Origin of the sequence: Brevundimonas vesicularis (assembly GCF_027105095.1) — a bacterium.
GTDB classification, from domain to species: domain Bacteria; phylum Pseudomonadota; class Alphaproteobacteria; order Caulobacterales; family Caulobacteraceae; genus Brevundimonas; species Brevundimonas vesicularis_E.
Map to the genome: position 1 here is coordinate 1,732,693 of NZ_CP114278.1, position 21,596 is coordinate 1,754,288.

Sequence of the window (21,596 nt, forward strand, 5' to 3'; positions counted from 1 at the left end):
CAGGCTGAGCGGCAGGGGGCGTCTGCCGATTCCAACCCCTTTTAGTGGAAGGTCGCCCGTGGCGTTTCGCGACGGCCCTTTTGAAAATATCAAGGTGCCGCTGGCGTGGACCGCCGCGGTCGTCGTCGTCGTGGCTGTCATCGGCGCGGTCGTCCTGTTGCTGGGCGATCGGACCACGTCCGAGGGCGGCTCGACCATGGGCGCGGCGCGCGGCGGTTTCGAAGCGGCGGCCGGGCCGGTCGGCGGGGTCTTCGCCGCGCCAGTGCGATGGGCCGGAGCCGCACGCGACTATGTCGGCGGCTATTTCTTCGCGATCGGCGAGAACCGCCGTCTGAAGGCCGAGATCGCCGAACTGCGCGGCTGGCGCGACGAGGCGATTGCCCAAAAGAACATCAACGGCCGCTATGAGGCCCTGCTGGGTCTGCGCACCGAGCCGCCGGTGCCGATGGCCACCGGACGGGCGATTTCGGAATCGCGCGGTCCCTTCTCCAATGCCAAGCTGATCGACGTCGGTTCGGCCAAGGGCGTGCGGATCGGCAATCCGGTCGTGACGGAACATGGACTGGTCGGTCGGGTGACGGGCGTGACGGGCGGCGTCAGCCGTGTCGTGCTGCTGACGGATGTGGCGTCGCGCACCCCTGTAATGATCGAGCGCACCGATGCGCGCGCCATGCTGACCGGAGACGGCGGCGACAGCCCGCGTCTGGAGTTCATTCGCGGATCCGGTTCGATCAAAGCGGGTGACCGAATTCTGAGTTCAGGGGACGGCGGCGGGCTGCCTCGCGGACTGCCGGTCGGTGTGGCCGCCAAGGGCGTGGACGGCGCCTGGCGGGTCAAACTGTTCAGCGATCACGGCGCGATCGATTATGTCCGCGTGCTGCTGTTCCAGAGCTTTGGACAGTTGGTCAGTCCGAATGCCCTGAACGCGCCGCCGCTCGCAGGCCTGGCGACGGCGCCGGAGCCGAGCGCGGCCGAGGTTGGAGCGATCCGTGACGCCGCCGCTCGTCGTGCGGCGGCGCAGCAGGCCCAGGCCGAACGCGCGCGTGCTGCGGCGGCGACGCCAGCGCCAACGCCTGCGCCCGCCGCTGCGCCGACTGCGGCCCGTCCGGCCGTGACGTCTCCGAGGCGTGCGGCTTCGACCCCGTCGCCTGCGCCGGTTGCGCCAAGCCCTGCGCCGACACCCGCCCCGGGAGGCGCCGCGTGAGACGGCCCGTCGCGGTTCGCGTTGTCGGACCTCTTCAGTGGATCGTCTATCCGGCCCTGCTCGTCCTCGCCGCGACGGTCATTCTGGGAACGCCGCTGCAACTGTTCGGTCTGCATCTGCCCGAGCCGGTCATTCCGATGATCCTGGCTTTCGCCTGGCCCTTGATCCGGCCGTCGATGCTGGCGCCCGCAGTGTTGTTTTTGATCGGCCTGTTCCTGGACCTGTTCTGGAATACGCCGCTGGGTCTGTGGGCGCTGTGCCTGATGGGCGTCTATGGAACGGTGCTGCTGTCGCGCAATCTGCTGGCGGGGCATGAGGGGCTGATCCGGTTCAGCGCCTATGCCGCCTGCACGCTGGGCGCCTTTTTTCTGGCCTATCTGGTGGTGACGATGCGGGCGGCGAACGCGCCGGCGATCCTGCCGCTGGTCGGACAGGTCGTGCCGACGCTGCTGCTGTTTCCGATCGCCAACTGGATGCTTGAGCGATTCGACGACGGAGATATTCGGTTCCGATGAGCGGCGAGCCCTCCATCTTCTTTGCCGATGTGAATGAGCGTCAGGGGTCCTTCCTGCGGCGCACCTTCGTGCTGGGCGGGGCGACGGCTCTGGGGATCACCGCGCTGATCGGACGGCTGGGCCAGCTGCAGGTCGTGCAGGCTCAGGAATATGCGACCCTGTCGTCGCAGAACCAGTTCAACTTCCGCATGGTCCCGCCGCCGCGGGGCCTGATCAAGGACCGCAACGGCGTCGTCATCGCAGGCAATCGCCCCAGTTTCCGGGTGCTGGTGGTGCGCGACGAAACCAAGGATCTGGACCAGACGCTGGATCTTCTGGGACGGGTGCTGCCCGACACGCTGGAGCGGCGGCGCGCCATCATCCGTGACGTCAATGCGGCGTCCAAGTTCAACCCGGTGCCGGTCAAGAGCGACCTGACCTGGGAGGAATTCGCCAAGGTCAATCAGTACGCCAACGAACTGCCCGGCGTGATGGTCGATATGAACGAGGCGCGCTACTATCCGTTCGGCGGAGCGTTCGCCCACGTCATCGGCTATGTGGCTAAGGTGTCGGACCGCGACGTCAAGGCGATCCGTGACAAGGGCGAGCAGCCGCCGGCCCTGCTGTTCAACCCCAGCTTCCGCATCGGCCGCCAAGGGGTGGAAAAGGCGCTGGACGCGTCGCTGCGCGGCGAGCCGGGCGGCAACCGCGTCGAGGTGGATGCGCGCGGCCGCGTCGTCGCCGAGGACATCGGCGGATCGCGACCGGCCGTGCCGGGCAAGGAAGTCGTCCTGACGCTGGACGCCGACGTTCAGAACCGGGCGCTGGAGGTGTTCGGCGACGAGTCGGGCGCCTGCGTGGTCATGGACGTGCGCAACGGCGACATCCTGTGCATGGTCTCGGCGCCGTCGTTCGATCCGAACCTGTTCGTCGGCGGGGTGCCGACCAAGACCTATCGCGCGCTGGCCGACTATGAGCGCAAGCCCTTGCTGGACAAGACGCTGAACGGCACCTTCCCGCCGGGCTCGACCTTCAAGCCGACGACGGCCCTGGCCTTGCTGGAGGCGGGTGTCGATCCGAATCAGACGGTCTTCTGCAGCGGCGCATATCGCACCGGCAACCGGGTGCAGCGATGCTGGGGGCGGCATGGCACCCAGAATATGCACGACGCGATCAAGAACTCCTGCGACGTCTATTTCTACGCAATGTGTAACCGCGCGGGCGTGGACAATATCCGCAAGGCCGGGCTGGCGCTGGGCTTCGAGCACGAGTTCGACATCGGCGTCGGCAACCAGCGCAAGGGACTGTTGCCGTCCACGGAATGGAAGGCGCGGACCTTCCCGCGCGATCCGGTCTGGCATCCCGGCGAGACGACCTCGGTCGCCATCGGGCAGGGGGCGATCACGGTCAACGCCCTGCAGCTGGCGGTCATGACCTCGCGGCTGGCGAACGGGAAGAAGCAGCTTCAACCGCGCCTGATCAAGTCCATCGGCGGCGTCGAACAGCCCAGCGGGGCAGAGGCCCCAGACCTGCCGTTCGATCCGGCCCACGTCGAATATGTGCGCCAGGGCATGATCGCCGTGGCCAACGATCGATCCGGCACCGCCTATCGCCAGAGCCAGTTGGGTCTGGGTGACATACAGATGGCCGGCAAGACCGGCACGGCGCAGGTCCGGAACTACGGCTCCGGCTCGCGCAAGAGCAATATCTGGGCGCTGAAGGATCACAACCTGTTCGTGGCCTTCGCGCCGGTGGATGCGCCGCGATATGCGGTCGCCGTTATCGTCGAACACGGGGGCAAGGGCGGGGCGACCGCCGGCGCGCCGCGTGCGCGCGAGGTGATGCGCACCGTGCTGCTCAAGGATCCGGATATGCGAGCCCGCATCGAACGGCCGCTGCCGCCCGAACCGACCGGGGATGCCATCGTCGAGGACGGCGTGGTGGGCGCCGCGCCCGAGCCCGATGTCGTGGCCCCGCTACAGCCGAGCCGCCCCGCGCCGTCTGCGACCAGCGGGCCGCGTCCCTATCTGTCCGAGCCCGGCCGTTGACCGCCTCTGCTCTGTCACGTCCCGGCGAGCGCGAACGCGTCTCGACCAAGCTGGGCCAGATCGACTGGCGTCTGACGGCCTTGCTGTGCGTGGTGTCCGGCACGGGCGCCCTGATGCTGTATTCGGTGGCCGGCGGATCGTGGTCGCCGTGGGCGATGAAGCACCTGATCCGGTTCGGCATGTGTCTGGCGCTGATGCTGATGCTGTCGTTGATCAGCATCCGCTACTGGTTCGCCCTGGCCTATCCCATCTACGGGATGGCGCTGTTCATGCTGGCACTGGTGGAGACGCCGCTGGGCTATACGGCGCTAGGGGCCACGCGATGGCTGGACCTGGGCTTTACCCGCATCCAGCCGTCCGAGATCATGAAGATCGGCGTCGTGCTGGCCTTGGCGCGCTGGTATCACGGCGCTTCGGCCAAGGAGGCGAGTTTCCATTGGAAGCTGATCTTCCCGGTCGGGATCATCGGCTTGCCGTTCTTGCTGGTCGCGCACCAGCCGGACTTGGGGTCGGCCATGCTGATCGGTTTGACGGGAGCGGCGATCATGTTCGTCGCCGGGCTGAGCTGGCGGATCATCCTGCCGCTGATCGTCGCGGCCGCCGTGCTGGTGCCGCCCTATGTGATGTTCGGCATGCATGACTATCAGCGTCACCGGGTGCTGACCTTCCTGAACCCCGAGGCCGACATGTCGGACAAGGGCTATCAGATCGTGCAGTCCAAGATCGCCATGGGTTCCGGCGGGCCGCTGGGGCGCGGGTTCGGCCTGGGCAGCCAGAGCCAGCTGGAGTTTCTGCCCGAACGCCAGACCGACTTCATCTTCGCCGCTTTCGCCGAGGAGTTCGGCTTCGTGGGCACCTTCACGCTTCTGGCCTCCTATGCCGCCATCATTCTGATCTCGCTGAGGATCGCCTCGCTGTCGCACAGCCACTTTGGGCGATTGGCGGCGTCGGGCGTGACGGCGACATTCGCGCTCTATGTGCTGATCAACGGGGCGATGGTGATGGGTCTGGCGCCGGTCGTGGGCGTGCCGATGCCGCTCTTGTCCTATGGCGGCACGGTGATGCTGACGGTCATGATCGGCTTCGGTCTGGTGATGGCGACGCGGGTCCACCGTTACGCCGAACTTCCCAAGGGTCACGGCCTGATCTGACGTTACGCCAGCTAAGTGATCGGCATTCAGGTTTCGCTTTCTAAGGCGGGGATTTCCTGGATAAGGTCATTCCCAACGATGTCTCGCATCAGTTTCGACCGATCAGCGACGCACGCCATGGGAGACGAGGAATGACCGATCTGGAGCAATTCCGCGCCGAGACGCGCGCCTGGCTGGAGGCGAACTGCCCGGCCGAATGTCGCGGGCCGATGGCCGACGACGAGATGATCTGGGGCGGGCGAAACCCCACCTTCAAGACCCCGGCGCACAAGCTGTGGCTGGAGCGGATGGGCGCGCGGGGCTGGACGGCGCCGGAATGGCCGGCGGAATACGGCGGAGGCGGCCTTAGCCGCGAGGAGGCCAAGGTGCTGGCCTCCGAACTGCGCCGCATAAAGGCCCAGCCGGCCCTGGCCAGTTTCGGCGTCTGGATGCTGGGCCCGGCGCTGCTGGCCTTTGGGACTGAAGAGCAGAAGAAACGCTTCCTGCCCGGGATCGTGCGCGGCGAAATCCGTTGGTGCCAGGGCTATTCCGAGCCAGGCGCGGGGTCGGATCTGGCGTCCATCCAGACGCGGGCCGAGGATCGGGGCGACCACTGGATCGTCAACGGCCAGAAGATCTGGACCTCCTACGCCGACAAGGCCGATTGGATCTTCTGCCTGGTGCGCACGGACCCCGAGGCGCCCAAACATCTGGGCATCAGCTTCGTGCTGTTCGACATGAAGACGCCGGGCGTGACGACGCGGCCGATCACCCTTATTTCAGGCAAGTCGCCCTTCTGCGAAACCTTCTTCGACGACGTGCGGGTGGAAAAGGAAAACCTGGTCGGGACGCTGAACCGGGGCTGGGACGTGGCCAAATACCTGCTCGCGCACGAGCGGACCATGATCGGCGCGATGGGCGAGGTCGGCGGCGGGCGGCCTGTGGGGCAGGTGGCGCTGGACGCCATCGGCGCCGATGAGGCGGGACGGCTGGACGAGCCGATGCTGCGCGCCCGGATCGCGGACCTGGAGATCGACGCCGCCGCCTTCCGTCTGGCGATGGAGCGGGTCGGAGATCAGGTGAAGGCCAAACAGGCGCACCCGGCCATCGCCTCGATGCTGAAATACTATGGGTCCGAGCTGAACAAGCGGCGCCATGAGCTGCTGATGGCGGCGGGCGGGGCCGATGCGCTGGAATGGGAGGGCGAGCGGTCGCACGACGGCAAGGCGGCGCGCGACTGGCTGCGCACCAAGGCCAACTCCATCGAGGGCGGCACCAGCGAGGTTCAGCTGAACATCATTGCCAAACACCTGCTGCAACTGCCGGGAGCGTGAGACGATGCCGCTGATCATGACCGAAGAACAGACGATGTTGCAGGACGCCGCCGACGGCTTCCTGAACGAACAGGCGCCGATCGCCCATCTGAGAAAGCTGCGGGACGAGCGGGACGCCGACGGCGTGTCGCGCGACCTGTGGCGGGCCTTTGGCGAGATGGGTTTCGCCGGCGTCATCATCCCCGAGGCGCTGGGCGGCATGGGGCTGGGCGCCGTAGAGGCCGGGGTGATCGCCGAGAGCCTGGGACGCACCCTGACGCCGTCGCCGTATCTGGGCTCGTCGATCCTGTCGGCCAAGGTGCTGATCGACGGCGGATCGCAGGCGCAGCAGGCCTGGCTGCACAGGATCGCAGCGGGCGAGGCGATCCTGGCGCTGGCGGTGGATGAGGGCGCGAAACACGCGCCATCGCGGATCACCACGCGGGCTGAGCGAGCGGGCAATGGTTTCAGGCTGAACGGCGCCAAGGCCTTTGTGCTGGACGGCCATGTGGCGGACGCCTTGATTGTCGCAGTGACGACTGAGGAGGGCACGACGCTGTTCCTGGTCGATCCGGCCACGGGGGGCGTCGAAATCGAGCGCACGGTGATGGTGGATGCGCACAATGCGGCGCGGATCACGCTGAGCGATGTGGCGGTCGACGCCGATGCGGTGATCGGCGCGGTCGGGGGCGGGGAGGCGCTGCTGGACGGCGCGCTGAACCTGGGACGGGCCTGCGCGGCTTCCAGCCTGACCGGCGCCGGGGATCAGGCGTTCAAGACGACGATGGAGTATCTGCGGACTCGCAAACAGTTCGGCAAGCTGATCGGCGAGTTCCAGGCGCTGCAGCACCGGGCCGCGCATCTTTTCTCGGAGCTGGAGCTGGCGCGCGCGGCGACGATCGGCGCGCAGATCGCCATCGACGAGGGGCGCGAGGACGCGTCGCTGGCGGCCTCCGTCGCCAAGGCCAAGGCGGGGCGGGTCGCCGAACTGGCGGTGCAGGAGGCGGTGCAGATGCATGGCGGCGTCGGCATGACCGACGAATTCGACGTCGGTCTTTTCATGAAGCGGGTGCGGGTGCTGAACGAGCTGCTGGGCGACGCCGGGTTCCACGCCGAACGGGTGGCGCGGGCGCAAGGGTTCTAGGGTCGGGATTCTAGACCGCCCTTTCGCTCCACAGGTCCAGATCCGCCTCGCGCCCGATCAGGGCCAGGCCGGCGGCGATGGATTCGAACTCGCCGCCCGTCTCGATCCGCTCTGCGCCGAAACGGTTCTGGAACAGCGCCCGCACGGCCGGCACGAAGGAGGTGCCGCCGGTCAGGAAGACGCGGTCGATGGCGTGGGGCGCCAGGCCGCTGCGGGCCATCGCCTGATCCACCGCGCCTTCGATGGCGGCCAGTTCCGGCGCGATCCAGCATTCGAAATCGGCGCGGGCGACCGGCTTTTCGATATGGACGCCGCCGGCCTGGAACAGGAAGGTCGCCTGGTCGTCGGCCGACAGAGCCATCTTCAGCGTTGAGACGGCGCGGTACAGGTCATGGCCGTGGTTGTCGTCCAGCACCTCGATCAGACGCTCGATCTTCTCCGGCTCCAGCGCGGTGCGGGCCAGGGCGCGGATGTCGCGCATGTCGCGCGAGGCCCGTAGCAGAGCCAGCTGATCCCAGCGGGCGAAGGCGGAATAATACCGCTGGGGAATCGGCAGTTGCTTGCCGACGGAGCTGTACAGCCCGCCCTTGCCGAGTTCGGGCGAGACCAGCTGATCGATGATCCGGTAGTCGAAGGCGTCGCCCGCCACGCCGACGCCCGAGCGGGCCAGCGGCGTCGAACGCAGGCCGTCGGGCGTATGCTCAAAGCGGATGATGGAAAAGTCGCTGGTACCGCCGCCGAAGTCGGCGACCAGGACCGTGGCGTCCGCCTTCAGCTGGCGCGCGAAATAGAAGGCGGCGCCGACGGGCTCGTGCGCATAGCGGATGTCGGTGAAGCCCAGACGCTCGAACGCCGTCTGATAGCGCGACAGGGCCAGGGTCTCGTCCGGATTGCCGCCCGCAAAGGTGACGGGACGGCCGACGATGACGGCGGGCGGGGCATCAGTCAGTGCGTCGCCGGCATGGTGGCGCAGGCGCAGTAGGAAGGCGGCCAGCAGATCCTCGAAGGCGTAGCGTTTGTTGTCGATCCGGGTCTCGGTGAAGGCGGCGCTGGCGGCGAAGGTCTTGAACGACTGGATGAAGCGGGTCTCCAGCGGGTCCTCGACATAGCCGGCGATGGCCCAAGGCCCGGCCTCGACCACGCGCTCGGGCGGCTGGCCGTCCACGCCCGGATGGGTCTGGAAGCTGAGCGCCGAGCGGAAGGTGGTGGTCTGGCCCTCGACCGCGTCGAAGGTCGCGAGATGGGCGAGGCCGTCCGCATCGGTCAGGGCGACGACCGTATTGGTCGTGCCGAAATCGATCCCGATCGTCATCGGTTTCGTCGCCGTCATGGCAGGGCTCCAGGCAGGGGAGCCGGGTTCCTAACGGCAGACGAGGCAATAGCAAGCCTTATCCAGGACGTGTCATTTCCTGGTGGAAGCTTTTTACGACACTTGGCGCGTCCGAAGACAGCCGGAACTTGACGCTGCCCGCATGTCCGACGGCACTTCCGTAAGGTGCTTCACGCGGCTCGCAGGCGCCTGTGGGATGCCCGCACAACCCGCCCCTTATGTTTTCCTTATGCGCAGCGCGTGATCCGGAATGGCGCGCTTATGCCTCTCGGTGAGCATTTGCCGTCTCCAACAGGTCGGAGGCGATCGGCATGGCCGATGTGATTTTTCTGGCGGTGGGTGCGGGGGCGTTCGCCGTCTTCGCCTTGCTGGCCACAGCGTTGAAACGGGTATGACGATGATCGCCATGCTCTGGGGGGCGGGGGCGCTGGTCGTCGCCGTTTACATGGTCGCGGCGCTGCTGCGGCCCGAGCGGTTCTGAGGAACCGGGACGGATTTCATGAACATGCAAGGATGGGGCGAGATCGCCCTGACCCTTGGGCTGGCCGTAATGCTCGGCTGGCCCATCGGCGTTTATATGTCGCGCGTCTGGAATGGCGAGCGGACCTGGCTGGACCCGGTGCTGAAGCCGGTCGAGGCCGTCTTCTACGGCGCCGCCGGCGTCGATCCGAAACGCAGCCAGGGCTGGCTGGGATACGCCGGCGCCCTTTTGGCCTTCAATCTGGCGGGCTTTATCCTGCTGTATGCGATCTTGCGTCTGCAGGGCGTGCTGCCGCTGAACCCCCAAGGGTTCGCAGGCGTGTCGCCCCATCTGGCCTTCAACACCGCCGTCAGCTTCGTGACCAACACCAACTGGCAGAGCTATGGCGGGGAGGCGACCCTGTCTACCTTCACCCAGATGGTCGGCCTGACGGTGCAGAACTTCGTTTCCGCCGCGACGGGCGCGACGATCGCGGCGGCCCTGGCGCGCGCCTTCGTGGCCAATCGCGGCGAGGGGGTCGGCAACTTCTGGGCCGACCTGACGCGCACGACCCTGTATGTCCTGCTGCCCGCCGCCCTGATCCTGGCCGTGGCCCTGTCGGGTCTCGGCATCGTTCAGAGCCTGGCGGCCCATGTGACGGCGACCGGCGTCGAGGGCGGATCCCAGACCTTGCCGCTGTTCCCGGCGGCCAGCCAGGTGGCGATCAAACAGCTGGGCATCAACGGCGGCGGCGTCTTCAACGTCAACGGCGCCCATCCGTTCGAGAATCCGAACGCCATCACCAATCTGCTGACCGCCGTGGCGATCAACGTCATGGGCTGGGCGGCCTTCTTCGCCTTCGGCCGCACGGCGATGGCGGGACGCGACGTCCGCGCCCTGGCGGCGGCCGCCCTGATCCTGCTGAGCGCCGCCAGCGCGGCCATGTATGTGATCGAGACCCAGCCGGCCCCGGCCCTGGTCGCGGCCCAGGTGGACAGTTCGGTCAATATGGAGGGCAAGGAGGTCCGCTTCGGCGCGCCCGCCTCGACCGTCTGGTCGGTGGTCACGACCGGCGCCTCGAACGGCTCGGTCAACTCCATGCACGCCAGCTTCATGCCCTTGGGCGGCGGGTTGCAGATGTTCATGATGCAGTTGGGCGAGATCCTGCCCGGCGGTGTCGGTTCGGGCATCGCCATCATGGTCGTCATGGCCCTGCTGTCGGTCTTCGTCGCCGGCCTGATGGTCGGGCGCACTCCGGAATACCTGGGCAAGAAGATCGAGGCGCGCGAAATCCAGTTCGCCATGATCGCGGTGTTGATCCTGCCGCTGGCCATACTGGGATTCACCGCCGTGTCGGCCGTCTTTCCGACGGCGTTGGCGGGGCTGCTGAATAGGGGGCCGCACGGCCTGTCGGAGATCCTGTACGCCTACACTTCGGCGGCGGCGAACAACGGCTCGGCTTTTGCGGGCCTGACCGCCAACGCCCCCTGGTGGAACACGACCCTGGGTCTGGGCATGCTGTTCGGGCGGTTCATTCCGGCCGTCGCCGTCCTGGCCATCGCCGGCAGTCTGGTGGTCAAGCCCAAGCTGGCGCCCAGCCCCGGCACGCTGCCGACCGACAACGGCCTGTTCATCGGCCTGCTGATCGGCGTGATCCTCATCCTCGGCGGCCTGCAGTTCCTGCCCGCCCTCGCCCTGGGACCGATCGTCGAGCACTTCCAGGTGCTCGCGGCGGTCGCCGGCGCCTGATCCTTCGGACATCCTGACATGACACAAACAACTCTGGATCCGCGCGAGGGCGGCCGTGCGTCGCCTCTCGCGGGCGGCCTCTCGGGACAGATGATCGGACGCGCCGTGGGCGACGCCTTCGTCAAGCTGAACCCTGTCAAGTTGATCAACAATCCGGTCATCTTCACCACCTGGATCGTGGCGCTGCTGTCCACGCTCTCGGCGGCTGCGGCCATCGCGGGCGGTCAATCGGCGGGCTTTGCGGTGCAGCTGGCGCTGTGGCTGTGGGCCACGGTCCTGTTCGCCAATGTCGCCGAAAGCATCGCTGAAGGGCGCGGCAAGGCGGCGGCCGATTCCTTGCGTGCCACCCGCGTCACGACCAAGGCCAAGCTGATCGTCGATCCGAAGACCGGCAGCGTGGTCCCGACCAATGCCTCGGAGCTTGAAGTCGGGTCGATCATCCTGGTCGAGGCCGGCGACGTGATCGCCTCGGACGGCGAAATCATCGAGGGCGTGGCCTCGGTCAACGAGGCCGCCATCACCGGCGAGAGCGCCCCGGTGATCCGTGAAAGCGGCGGCGACCGCTCGGCGGTGACCGGCGGCACGACCGTCGTCTCCGACTGGATCAAGGTGCGCATCACCGCCAAGCCCGGCTCGACCTTCCTCGATCGCATGATCGCCATGGTCGAGGGGGCGGACCGCCGGAAGACGCCCAACGAGCTGGCCTTGGCCGTGCTGCTGGCCGGCCTGACGCTGATCTTCCTGATCGCGGTCGTGACCCTGGTGGGCCTGGGCGCCTATTCCGGCGTCGATCTGGATCCGATGGTGCTTGGCGCCCTGTTCATCACCCTGATCCCGACCACGATCGGGGGCCTGCTGTCCGCCGTCGGCATCGCCGGCATGGACCGGTTGCTGAAGGTGAATGTGCTGGCCACCTCGGGCCGTGCGGTGGAGGCGGCAGGCGACGTCGACACCCTGCTGCTCGACAAGACCGGCACCATCACCTTCGGCAACCGCATGGCGACCGAAGTCATCCCGGTTCCGGGCTTGCGCGCCGAGGCCGCCCTGGCCGCCGCCGTCATGGCGTCGCTCGCCGACGAGACGCCCGAGGGCCGCTCCATCGTCGAGCTGGGCCGCAACGCCGGCGTCTCGGTCGATCAGCCGGCCGGCGCCGTCGCCATTCCCTTCACCGCCGTCACCCGCCAGTCGGGCCTGGACGTCGGCAAGGACAGCTGGAGGAAGGGCGCGGTCGATGCCGTGCTGAAGGATCTGAACCTGACCGACGGTTCGGCCCCGGCCGAGTTCCGCCAGGCCGTGGACCGGATCGCTCGCTCGGGCGGCACCCCCCTGGCCGTGACCCAGAACGGCGTCCTGGTCGGCGTCATCCACCTGAAGGACGTGGTCAAGCCGGGCGTGAAGGCGCGCTTCGCCGACCTGCGTCGCATGGGCCTGCGCACCGTGATGATCACCGGCGACAATCCGGTGACGGCCGCAGCCATCGCTTCGGAAGCCGGGGTGGACGACTACCTCGCCGAGGCCACGCCCGAGGACAAGATGCGCCTGATCAAGGCCGAACAGGCCAAGGGCCGTCTGGTCGCCATGTGCGGCGACGGGGCCAACGACGCTCCCGCCCTGGCCCAGGCCGATGTCGGCGTGGCCATGCAGACCGGCGCCCAGGCCGCGCGCGAGGCCGGCAACATGGTCGATCTGGACAGCGACCCGACCAAGGTCATCGAGATCGTCGAGGTCGGCAAGCAACTGTTGATCACGCGCGGCGCCCTGACGACCTTCTCCGTCGCCAACGACGTGGCCAAGTATTTCGCCATCATCCCGGCGATGTTTGTGGTCGCCCTGCCGTCGCTCGGCGCGCTGAACGTGATGCGTCTGCACAGTCCCGAGAGCGCCATCCTGTCGGCGGTGATCTTCAACGCCCTGGTCATCGTCGCCCTGATCCCGCTGGCGCTGAAGGGCGTCAAATACCGGGCCATCGGCGCCGGCGCCCTCCTGGGTCGCAACCTGCTGATCTACGGCCTGGGCGGCCTGATCGCCCCGTTCGTCGGCATCAAGCTGATCGACCTCGTCATTTCCGGCCTGGGTCTGGCGTGATGCGTCGGGAGGTCTCTCGCATCCTGCAACTCGTCGTGGCGGTGCTGGTCATCGCCGTGATGTGGGGCGTGGCGACGCTGCAGCAGACCGATCCGCGCACGCGCTCCAACCCCATGGCCATTCATCCTGTTCGAATAGAGAAATCCAATGCGTAAATCCTTCTCCAAGGCCTCGGGCCGCAACGACGCCTGGTTCGCTGCCGCCTGTATCGTCGGTCTCGCCGGTCTGGGCCTGTGCAGCGAAGCCAAGGCCCAGGACGTGTCGGCGAACGTCGCCGTGACCTCCGACTACGTCTTCCGCGGGGTCAGCCAGACCCAGGAAAACCCCGCCCTCTCGGCCGGCGTCGATTTGACCAGGAACGGCTTCTACGCCGGCGGTTGGGCCTCCAACGTCGATTTCGGCGACGACACGGACGCCGAGGTCGATCTGTATGCCGGCTATCGGCCGGAGGTCGCCGGCTATGCGCTGGACTTCGGCGTGATCGGCTATCTCTACGCCGGTCAGCCCGACGGCGCCGACTATGACTATGTCGAGCTGAAAGCCGCCGCTTCGCGCGCCGTGGGTCCGGCCACCCTGGGCGCCGCCGTCTATTATTCGCCCGACTTTTTCGGCGCGGCCGAGGACGAGGCGACCTATGCCGAGATCAACGGCGCCGTTAGCCCGGCCGACAAATGGACCGTCTCGGGCGCCGTCGGGCGTCAGTGGGTGTCATCCAACCTGGACTACACCACCTGGAACCTGGGCGCGGCCTATCAGCTGACCAGCAATCTGGCGGTGGACGTGCGCTATCACGACACCGATCAACACGACTTCGGCGACATCTACGGCGCGCGTGCCGTAGCCACGCTGAAGGCGACCTTCTGAGGCGACGACCATGGTCAACCAACTTCGCCCGGCCGTCGTCATGACGGCTCTGTTCACCCTGCTGCTGGGCCTGGCCTATCCGCTGGCTGTCACCGGCATCGCCCAGGTGGCCTTCCCGGACCAGGCCAACGGCAGTCTGGTGCGCGACGCCGACGGGAGGGTCGTCGGCTCGTCACTGATCGGCCAGCCTTTCGTCGGCGCGATCTATCTGCATCCGCGCCCGTCGGCGGCGGGCGACGGCTACGACGCCGCCGCCTCGTCCGGCTCCAACATGGGGCCGCTGAACCCGGACCTGATCGCTCGCGTCGCCGAAAGCGCCCAGGCGATCCGCGCCGAGGACGGCCCCGGCGTCATCCCCGCCGATGCGGTGACGACCTCGGGTTCGGGCCTCGACCCGGACGTGTCCCCGGCCTACGCTCGGCTTCAGGCCGCGCGGATCGCCCGCGCCAGAGGCGTTCCCGTGCAACAGGTCCAGAGCATCATCGACGCGCACATCGAGGGAGCCTTCCTGGGCTTCATCGGCCAGCCGCACGTCAATGTCCCGCTGACCAACCGTGCACTGGACGCCCGCTTCGGGGTGGAGGGCTGATTGCCCGAAACGGCGCCCGAAACGCCCGCGACTTCAGCCGTTCCGCGCCGCAAGCGCGGGCGGCTGAAGGTGTTTCTGGGCATGTCGCCCGGCGTGGGCAAGACCTATGAAATGCTGCGCGCCGCGCGCCGTCGAAAGGCCGAGGGGCTGGACGTCGTCGTCGGCGTGGTCGAAACCCACGGCCGCAAGGAAACGATGAGCCTGCTGCGCGGGCTGGACGTCATGCCCCGCGCGCCCATTGAACACCGCGACCGCGCCTTGATGGAGTTCGACCTGGACGGCGCCCTGGCGCGACGGCCCGAACTGCTGCTTGTCGACGAATACGCCCACTCCAACGCGCCGGGTTCGCGCCATCCCAAGCGCTGGCAGGATGTGGAGGAGCTGCGCGCCGCGGGCATCGACGTCTGGACCACGCTGAACATCCAGCATCTGGAAAGCCTGTCCGACGTCATTCTGCGCATCACCGGCGTGCGCCAGCGCGAGGCGGTGCCCGACAGCGCCCTGACCGGCGCCGACGACATCGAGGTCATCGACATCACGCCCGAAGACCTGCGGGTGCGTCTGGCCGAGGGCAAGGTCTATGTGCCCGAAACGGCGCGGGTGGCCTCCGAGAACTTCTTCAAGATAGAGAATCTGACGGCGCTGCGCGAACTGGCCCTGCGGCGCGCGGCCCAGACGGTGGACGACCAGCTTCTGACCCACCTGCGCGAGCGGGGCGTGTCGGGGCCGTGGGCGGCGAACGAGCGGATCCTGGTTCTGGTCGGCGGCGACGCCATGACCGCCTCCCTGGTTCGGACCGGTCGGCGGATGTCGGACATGATGATGGACGCCCCCTGGTCGGTGGCCCATGTCGAGCGGCCCAGCGGATCGCGCGTCGACGCCCGGTCGGCGGGACGGTTGTCAGAAGCCTTCAAGCTGGCAGAGCAGCTGGGCGGACGGCCCGTGACGATCAGCGGCGACGACGTGGTGCGCGCCGTTCTGGACCACGCCCACCGCAACAACGTCACCCAGATCGTCATCGGCAAGACGCGCGGCGGGCGGTTCGCCGAATGGACCGGCCGGGCCTTGGCGACCGAACTGCTGCGCAAGGCGCAGGGCGTCGCCGTCCACGTCGTGACAGAGGGCGACCTGGCCACGCCCGAACCGGTGGCCAAGTCCGGCGTCAGGGCGGCGCTGGACTGGCGCGGCTATCCGGCGGGGGCGGGGTTCGTCCTGGCGGCGACGGGGGCGGCCCTGTTGCTCGACACCCGGTTCGAGCGGGTCGATCTGGGTGTCATCTATCTAGCGGCGGTGGTGGCGGCCGGGGTGCTGAACGGCCTCAGACCCGCGCTGGCGGCTGCGACCCTGGCCTTTTTGACCTACAACTTCCTGTTCCTTCAGCCGCGCTACAGCTTCCTGATCGGTTCGCCGACCGATTTCCTGACCCTGCTGCTATTTTGGGGCGTGGCCCTGGGCACCGGCGCCCTGGCGGGGCGGGTGCGCGAACAGGCCAGAGCCGCGCAGCGGCGCGCCGCCGCCGTCTCGGCCCTGCTGGCCGCCAGCCAGACCCTGTCGGCGGGCCAGGATCGCGCGACCACGGCCCGCAGCCTGGCCGAACAGGCCTCGGCCGCCGCCGGCGCGGGCGCCGTCGTCCTGCTGCCCGACGGCGAGGATATCGTCCTGACCGCGGCCAGTCCCGAGGGCGTAACCCTGGCCCCCGACGCCATGGCCGCCGCCCGTTGGGCCTGGACCCACGGCGAGGTCACGGGCCACGGCACCGGCACCCTGCCGCAAACCCACTGGCGGTTTCAGCCCTTACAGGGCGTGCGCGGCCGGGCCGGCGTGGCGGGCGTCGACGCCTCGGCCGTGGCGGCGGGCTCGGACGAGGAACGTCTGGCCATGGCCCTGCTGGACCAGGGCGCCGTGGCCCTGGAGCGCGCCGATCTGGCCGGTCAGGCGCTGGAGACCGAGACCCTGCGCCGCGCCGACCGTTTCCGTGCCGCCCTGATGAACTCGGTCAGCCACGACCTGCGCACGCCCCTGTCCACCGTCCTGGGCTCGGCGACGACCCTGATCGACTATGGCGCGACCCTGAAGCCGGAGGTCCGCGACGACCTGCTGCTCAGCATCCGTGAAGAGGCCGAACGCCTGTCGCGTTATGTCGGCGACCTCTTGGACATGACCCGGCTTGAAGGCGGCGGGCTGAACGTGCGCACAGACTGGGTGGACGTGCGCGATATTCTCAACGCCGCCGCAGAGCGGGTGGCGCGTCGGCTGGGGACCCGTCACGTGACCCGCGACTTTCCCTCCCAGTTGAGCCTGGTTCTGTTGGACCAGGGTCTGCTGGAGCAGGCCGTCGTCAACATTCTGGAAAACGCCATCGCCTACAGCCCCGACGGCTCGATCATCGAACTCGCGGCGTATGAGGATCGAGGCTCGGTCGTCATCTCCATCGAAGATGAGGGCAGGGGAATACCGACCGCCGAGCTGGAACGGGTCTTCGACAAGTTCCGTCGAATGGAAGAATCCACCGACCGATCAAAGGGCGCGGGCCTGGGCTTGGCCATATCCAAGGGATTTGTCGAAGCCATGGGCGGCCGCATCGCCGCCGCCAGCCCAATCGCCGACGGCAAGGGCACCCGCATTCTGATCAGCCTTTCGAAGGCGATCGCGACCCACCGCGACCTGCTATAGAGCGCCCATGTCCGCCGTCCGCCCCGTGATCCTCGTCATCGACGACGAGCCTCAGATTCACCGTTTCCTGTCGCCTGCGCTGGACGCGGCCGGGTATCAGCCGAAACGAGCGGACAGCGGGCAAGATGGCTTGCGGGGTGTCGCCCTCTGGTCGCCCGATGCGGTCGTTCTGGATCTCGGCTTGCCTGACATGGACGGCAAGGATGTCCTGAAACGCGCGCGAGATTTCTACGCCGGTCCGATCATTGTCCTCTCGGCGCGGGACCGAGAGGCGGAGAAGATCGCGGCCCTTGATCTGGGCGCCAATGACTATGTCGAAAAGCCCTTCGGCATCGGTGAACTCCTGGCCCGTCTGAGGGTGAGCATGCGCGCCTCGATTTCCGAGACCATCGGTCCCGTGACCGCTGGAGACATCTCCATCGACATCGAACGCCGCCGTGTCCGTCGCGCTGGCGAAATCGTCAAACTGACCCCCAAGGAGTTCGAGGTTCTCGCGCATCTGGCCCGCCACCACGGCAAGGTCATCAGCCACGGCGATCTGCTAACAGCCGTCTGGGGCGCAGCTCACGTCAACGACACACAATATCTTCGCGTTGTGGTGGGGCAGCTGAGACATAAGCTGGAGGCCGATCCGGCTAGCCCAATCCTACTGCTCACCGAGCCTGGCGTGGGTTATCGGCTGGAAGCCTGAATGCGGGCTTGCTGGCGCGCAGCCAGAATCGGCTTTTGGCGCGCAAAGGGCTTGGCGTCGGTGTCCGCACGACCATTTTAGAGGGGTGCAAAGGCGGGTGGCGCCAACTCGGCGCTCAGATTATTCAGTTAATTCAGTGCTTCTTGGCGGAAGCGGTGGGATTCGAACCCACGGACGGCTCTCACCGTCGCTGGTTTTCAAGTTTGTCGGTAACGGCCTTTAGGCCACTTGTTCTCTCTTTATATCGCTTTATTCCTTCATAAAATCAGTTGCTTGGCTCCGACGATAAGCCTTACGCCACTTGGTATCGCTTTACCCAAGTTGCTTATGACCCGCTTTTCAGGAGCCAACATGACCAGCCAGCCCAACCGCGCCAAGCTGACGAAGGGATATGTCGATCGGATCAAACCCGGTCGGAAGGACGAGTTTCACTGGGATGCCGACACCAAGGGCTTTGGTGTCCGCGTGACCCCAACGGGCAAGCTCACATTCATCGTGCAGGGAAGGGTGGATGGCGTTGAATCTGCCATCCGCATCACCATCGGAGCCTACGGTGTCTTCACGGTCGATCAGGCCCGTGACGTGGCCCGAGAGCACTTGCGGTCGATGCGCATGGGCGTTGATCCGCGCGCGGCGCGAAAGGCGGACGAAGCCGCGAAGGTGACGCTTCAACAGGTCTGCGATGCCTATGTTTCTCGACCGGGAAAGCTAAAGGCTAGCAGCCGCGAAGCGATTGAACGCCATATCCGGACGACGTTCGAGAAGTGGGCGGGTCAACCTATCGCCAGCATCACCGAGGAGATGTGCAAGAAGCGATACCGCGAGGTTTTGACGAAGGGCCTGCGTGGTGATCGCAAACAAGGTTCGCCGGGCCAAGCCAATCAAGCATTTTCCGTTCTCGGTGCTTTGCTCGCCTACGCCGGTCGCCAGTATCGGCGTGTCGATGGAGCGCCGCTATGCGACCGCAGCCCCGTCGATGCGCTCAAGGACGACCGGGTTCGGCTAAAACCTCGCACGAGTCGAATCCTTGACCACAAGGTTGGCCCGGTCTGGTTGGCTCTGCGTGAGTGGCGGACGACAGCGTACAACCGCGACACCATGTCGAGCATCGACCTAGTTCGCTTTTTGCTGCTCACGGGGCTTCGTATTTCTGAGGCGTCGTCTCTTCAATGGCCCCAGGTGAACTTGGAGGACGGCTACTTCCATCTGCCAAACCCGAAAAACTCAAACCCGGTTTCGATGCCGCTTTCGACACAGGCCGTTGAACTGCTCAAAGCGCGCCCGCGCGTCGCTGACAATCAGCATGTCTTCCCGTCATGGGCTGGCAGCCTGAGAGACCCGCGCGACATGATGAAGAAGGTGTCGGCGGTCGCTGGGAGCCATCTGACGCCTCACGACATGAGGCGCACCTATACGAATATCGCCCTGCGATCCTGCCGCATCGAAAAGTTCAGAACTGACCTGCTGACGAACCACATCACGCGCGACGTGACCGCAGAGCACTATTTCGACACGACCAACCTCCAGTGGCTTCAACCGGAGGCGCAGAAAATCGGCGATTGGCTGGACCAGCAGGCGGCGATTGCCGAGAGCGCGAACGTGGCGCGGTTGGAACCGCGCGCGCAGGCCGCGTAGGCCGTCCGTACAGGCTCGACAGGTACTATAGGGGTAAGTGCCTCGGGCAGCCGCGTTTCCCGGCTGTAGCCCAACCGCACAGCGCGTTTTTGCCCCGGACACCAGCATTTTAGTGTTTGCGTGACCTAGCTGGCCTGCCGTAAAAAGATAGCAATCCCTGTTTTACGGGATCGGGGCCGCACAGGGCGCCAATCAAAAAAGTATCTGTGACGAGAGCTGGCGAAGCAAGGGTAGCCAATCCCCCAGGGCGTCAGACACTGCCAGGGCAGCATTCGGCTGGGTCTGGTGCTGGTGACCACAGCGCAAGTCGAACGCTTGTACTGAAAGTCACCAAGCATGGCTGTCACCGTAAATCTGGATGATTTGCTGACGACGAAAGAGGCGGCATCCGTCCTCGGCGTCAAACCTAACACTTTAGAAATCTGGCGACACAAGGGGAGGGGGCCGCCGTTCATTCGGCTCGGCGATGGGCCGTGTGCGCCGATCCGCTATTTCCGCATCGAACTATCGAAGTGGTTAGCGTCCCATTCCTACGCTCACACGAGCGCCTATAGCCCCTCTGCGCAGACCTCCGACAAATTCAATAAATGCCGGTCGACGGGGGCATCATGTTGAGTTTCCAGTCGTTTGATGCAGGTCGCGCGCCTGCGGCACGCCGACCATACGCCTTCTCACGAAAACGGTCGGGAGCCACCCCGACCGTCCCCATCCGATTTGAGAGCCACAAGCACCCCCAGTCAGAGGGAGCGCGCCATGACTACTGAAATTATGCGGGATGGCCCCGAAGGTCCGCAAGCAGCCAGTCACGGCTTCTTCTGGGATGGACCGCCGCCTGACGAGCCTGATAGTTCGCCGATTACTGCCCGAGAGGCGGCGTTGAGCGACCCCTTTGCCGACAAGTGGGGTGTCGTGACGCTGGCGAAGACTTTCTTCGCTGAGCTGCAAGAACGCTCCGACCGTGTGAACCCGCTTAAGCTTGATGGCCCAATCAGCGAAACTGAATGGCGGGAAGCTCGGTCAACGCAGCCTTCCGTTGTCGATCAGTGGTTTTACGAGGACGTCGGCTGCTTCATTGCCCCTGGTGGAACCGGGAAGACCACGCTCCTCCTGTTTCAAGTCATTCACATCGTGTTGGGCCGACCGTTGTTCGGTTACGCCGTGACTGCGCCTGGCCCGGTCGTCATCATCACCGCCGAGGACAGTCGAGAAACGCTGGTCGCGCGCCTGCGCCAGATGTGTGTCGAGATGCCATTGACCGAGGAGGAAATCCGAACAGTCCGTGAGGACATCATCATCACCGATGTGTCGGGGAAGGGGATCAAGCTCACTACGGTTGAGAAAGATGTCGTGATGCCGAGCAAGGCGCTCGACAAGCTGATTGTCGAGATTGGAGTGCTTTGCCCATCGCTCCTCGTCATTGACCCTATGGTGTCGTTCGGAATCGGCGAAAGCCGCGTGAATGACAGCGAGCAGGGCCTAATCGATGCCGCTCGACGGATTAGGAATGTGGTCCACTGCGCCGTGATCTACGTCCACCACACCGGCAAGGAGAACGCTCGCAATAGGACGACGGATCAGTATAGCGGTCGAGGAGGAAGCGCCCTGTCCGATGGTGCCCGGATGATCCATGTGCTCCAGCGGCTGGATGCGGAGGAGTGGACCAAGGCAACAGGCGACCTTCTACAAGAGGCAGAGTCGGGCTTTATCCTGGCGCGTCCAAAGATGACGTGGTGCCGCCCTCAGCCTAATATTTATCTCAAACGATCCAGCTACACATTCCGTCGATACGACCACATTGGTGAGACCGAGGGTGCGCAGCGGGTGAACCAGATTGCTGAAGACAAGATCTGGAAGTTCGTTGCAGACGAATGGCTAGCTGGGCGTCGTCATACCCAGAACACGTTGCAGGACGCAGCGGTGATGCCGCAAAAGGCGACCCGGCAGACAGTAGCTCGTCTACTTGCTCAAGGCCGCCTCATGAAAGAAGACGCGGGCGGCGGCCGGGGTGGAGCGCATCATTTTCTGCGTCCGTGCGAGGTGCAGATAACCACATGATCGGCTTTGGTGTGTTGCCGCGTTATTGGCGCGTTATTGGCGCGTCAACACACCAAGGAGCGGGGGCACGCTACGCAACGCGGTTGGTGCGTTGCTGCGTTAGCCCCTATAGGGAAACGCACCAAGCGGCGG

18 protein-coding genes are annotated in these 21,596 nt (G+C 66.1%); 17 read left to right on the forward strand and 1 reads right to left on the reverse strand.

Going from position 1 to position 21,596, the window contains the following annotated elements; translation table 11 throughout:
- Positions 1 to 58: 58 nt before the first annotated feature.
- The 6 genes from mreC (at position 59) to O2K97_RS08585 (ending at position 7,333) form a co-directional block, all read left to right on the forward strand.
- Positions 59 to 1,204 (forward strand): rod shape-determining protein MreC, encoded by a 1,146-nt coding sequence (gene mreC / locus O2K97_RS08560; protein ID WP_269218924.1) that lies wholly within the window; start codon positions 59 to 61, stop codon positions 1,202 to 1,204.
- Complete coding sequence (locus O2K97_RS08565; RefSeq protein ID WP_269218925.1) at positions 1,201 to 1,719, forward strand: hypothetical protein; 519 nt, start codon at positions 1,201 to 1,203, stop codon at positions 1,717 to 1,719. The genes mreC and O2K97_RS08565 overlap by 4 nt, the downstream gene beginning before the upstream one ends.
- On the forward strand, positions 1,716 to 3,746 hold the full coding sequence (gene mrdA / locus O2K97_RS08570; protein ID WP_269218926.1) for a penicillin-binding protein 2: 2,031 nt from the start codon (positions 1,716 to 1,718) through the stop codon (positions 3,744 to 3,746). The genes O2K97_RS08565 and mrdA overlap by 4 nt, the downstream gene beginning before the upstream one ends.
- Positions 3,743 to 4,897, forward strand: coding sequence for a rod shape-determining protein RodA (gene rodA / locus O2K97_RS08575; protein ID WP_269218927.1), 1,155 nt, complete (start codon positions 3,743 to 3,745; stop codon positions 4,895 to 4,897). Before mrdA ends, rodA begins: the two co-directional genes overlap by 4 nt.
- Positions 4,898 to 5,028: 131 nt before the next feature.
- On the forward strand, positions 5,029 to 6,210 hold the full coding sequence (locus O2K97_RS08580) for an acyl-CoA dehydrogenase family protein (protein WP_269218928.1): 1,182 nt from the start codon (positions 5,029 to 5,031) through the stop codon (positions 6,208 to 6,210).
- A gap of 4 nt (positions 6,211 to 6,214) precedes the next feature.
- Positions 6,215 to 7,333 carry an acyl-CoA dehydrogenase family protein gene (locus tag O2K97_RS08585; protein WP_269218929.1) on the forward strand — a complete coding sequence of 373 codons (1,119 nt, stop codon included), beginning with the start codon at positions 6,215 to 6,217 and terminating at the stop codon, positions 7,331 to 7,333.
- 10 nt (positions 7,334 to 7,343) lie between these two features.
- On the opposite strand, the gene O2K97_RS08590 is transcribed toward O2K97_RS08585, so the two are convergent.
- Positions 7,344 to 8,663 carry an Hsp70 family protein gene (locus O2K97_RS08590; RefSeq protein ID WP_269218930.1) on the reverse strand — a complete coding sequence of 440 codons (1,320 nt, stop codon included), beginning with the start codon at positions 8,661 to 8,663 and terminating at the stop codon, positions 7,344 to 7,346.
- A 391-nt stretch (positions 8,664 to 9,054) separates the two neighbouring features.
- Here O2K97_RS08590 and O2K97_RS08595 point away from each other — a divergent pair, with 391 nt between their 5' ends.
- The 11 genes from O2K97_RS08595 (at position 9,055) to O2K97_RS08645 (ending at position 21,464) form a co-directional block, all read left to right on the forward strand.
- A complete protein-coding gene (locus O2K97_RS08595) occupies positions 9,055 to 9,144 on the forward strand; it encodes a potassium-transporting ATPase subunit F (protein WP_105625212.1) in 90 nt (29 codons plus the stop codon).
- 18 nt (positions 9,145 to 9,162) lie between these two features.
- Positions 9,163 to 10,872, forward strand: a complete 1,710-nt coding sequence (gene kdpA / locus O2K97_RS08600; RefSeq protein ID WP_269218931.1) for a potassium-transporting ATPase subunit KdpA — start codon at positions 9,163 to 9,165, stop codon at positions 10,870 to 10,872.
- Positions 10,873 to 10,890: 18 nt separating this feature from the next.
- The gene (gene kdpB, locus O2K97_RS08605; RefSeq protein WP_269218932.1) at positions 10,891 to 12,957 is read left to right on the forward strand and encodes a potassium-transporting ATPase subunit KdpB; all 2,067 of its coding nucleotides are present in this window, start codon (positions 10,891 to 10,893) and stop codon (positions 12,955 to 12,957) included.
- Positions 12,957 to 13,112 (forward strand): hypothetical protein, encoded by a 156-nt coding sequence (locus tag O2K97_RS08610; RefSeq protein WP_153923133.1) that lies wholly within the window; start codon positions 12,957 to 12,959, stop codon positions 13,110 to 13,112. The genes kdpB and O2K97_RS08610 overlap by 1 nt, the downstream gene beginning before the upstream one ends.
- A complete protein-coding gene (locus O2K97_RS08615) occupies positions 13,105 to 13,821 on the forward strand; it encodes a TorF family putative porin (protein ID WP_269218933.1) in 717 nt (238 codons plus the stop codon). Before O2K97_RS08610 ends, O2K97_RS08615 begins: the two co-directional genes overlap by 8 nt.
- Before the next feature lie 10 nt (positions 13,822 to 13,831).
- A complete protein-coding gene (gene kdpC / locus O2K97_RS08620) occupies positions 13,832 to 14,410 on the forward strand; it encodes a K(+)-transporting ATPase subunit C (protein ID WP_269218934.1) in 579 nt (192 codons plus the stop codon).
- The gene (locus O2K97_RS08625) at positions 14,411 to 17,083 is read left to right on the forward strand and encodes a sensor histidine kinase (protein WP_269218935.1); all 2,673 of its coding nucleotides are present in this window, start codon (positions 14,411 to 14,413) and stop codon (positions 17,081 to 17,083) included. It begins immediately after the preceding gene.
- 7 nt (positions 17,084 to 17,090) lie between these two features.
- Positions 17,091 to 17,774, forward strand: a complete 684-nt coding sequence (locus O2K97_RS08630) for a response regulator (RefSeq protein ID WP_269218936.1) — start codon at positions 17,091 to 17,093, stop codon at positions 17,772 to 17,774.
- Between the two features lie 351 nt (positions 17,775 to 18,125).
- Positions 18,126 to 19,409, forward strand: a complete 1,284-nt coding sequence (locus O2K97_RS08635; RefSeq protein ID WP_269218937.1) for a tyrosine-type recombinase/integrase — start codon at positions 18,126 to 18,128, stop codon at positions 19,407 to 19,409.
- A gap of 336 nt (positions 19,410 to 19,745) precedes the next feature.
- Entirely contained in the window at positions 19,746 to 20,024 is a 279-nt protein-coding gene (locus O2K97_RS08640; RefSeq protein ID WP_269218938.1) for a helix-turn-helix transcriptional regulator, read from the forward strand.
- 138 nt (positions 20,025 to 20,162) lie between these two features.
- Positions 20,163 to 21,464: an AAA family ATPase gene (locus O2K97_RS08645; protein WP_269218939.1), complete on the forward strand. Its 1,302-nt coding sequence runs from the start codon at positions 20,163 to 20,165 to the stop codon at positions 21,462 to 21,464.
- Positions 21,465 to 21,596: the final 132 nt, after the last annotated feature.

What these genes read in the sequence shown, in the direction of transcription:
- O2K97_RS08585 (WP_269218929.1), top strand. Translation starts at nt 6,215, where the DNA reads ATGCCGCTGATCATGACCGAAGAACAGACGATGTTGCAGGACGCCGCC.
- O2K97_RS08610 (WP_153923133.1), top strand. Translation starts at nt 12,957, where the DNA reads ATGCGTCGGGAGGTCTCTCGCATCCTGCAACTCGTCGTGGCGGTGCTG.
- mrdA (WP_269218926.1), top strand. Translation starts at nt 1,716, where the DNA reads ATGAGCGGCGAGCCCTCCATCTTCTTTGCCGATGTGAATGAGCGTCAG.
- O2K97_RS08595 (WP_105625212.1), top strand. Translation starts at nt 9,055, where the DNA reads ATGACGATGATCGCCATGCTCTGGGGGGCGGGGGCGCTGGTCGTCGCC.
- O2K97_RS08635 (WP_269218937.1), top strand. Translation starts at nt 18,126, where the DNA reads ATGACCAGCCAGCCCAACCGCGCCAAGCTGACGAAGGGATATGTCGAT.
- O2K97_RS08615 (WP_269218933.1), top strand. Translation starts at nt 13,105, where the DNA reads ATGCGTAAATCCTTCTCCAAGGCCTCGGGCCGCAACGACGCCTGGTTC.
- O2K97_RS08630 (WP_269218936.1), top strand. Translation starts at nt 17,091, where the DNA reads ATGTCCGCCGTCCGCCCCGTGATCCTCGTCATCGACGACGAGCCTCAG.
- kdpA (WP_269218931.1), top strand. Translation starts at nt 9,163, where the DNA reads ATGAACATGCAAGGATGGGGCGAGATCGCCCTGACCCTTGGGCTGGCC.
- O2K97_RS08590 (WP_269218930.1), bottom strand. Translation starts at nt 8,663, where the DNA reads ATGACGGCGACGAAACCGATGACGATCGGGATCGATTTCGGCACGACC.
- O2K97_RS08640 (WP_269218938.1), top strand. Translation starts at nt 19,746, where the DNA reads ATGGCTGTCACCGTAAATCTGGATGATTTGCTGACGACGAAAGAGGCG.
- kdpC (WP_269218934.1), top strand. Translation starts at nt 13,832, where the DNA reads ATGGTCAACCAACTTCGCCCGGCCGTCGTCATGACGGCTCTGTTCACC.
- O2K97_RS08580 (WP_269218928.1), top strand. Translation starts at nt 5,029, where the DNA reads ATGACCGATCTGGAGCAATTCCGCGCCGAGACGCGCGCCTGGCTGGAG.
- O2K97_RS08645 (WP_269218939.1), top strand. Translation starts at nt 20,163, where the DNA reads ATGACTACTGAAATTATGCGGGATGGCCCCGAAGGTCCGCAAGCAGCC.
- kdpB (WP_269218932.1), top strand. Translation starts at nt 10,891, where the DNA reads ATGACACAAACAACTCTGGATCCGCGCGAGGGCGGCCGTGCGTCGCCT.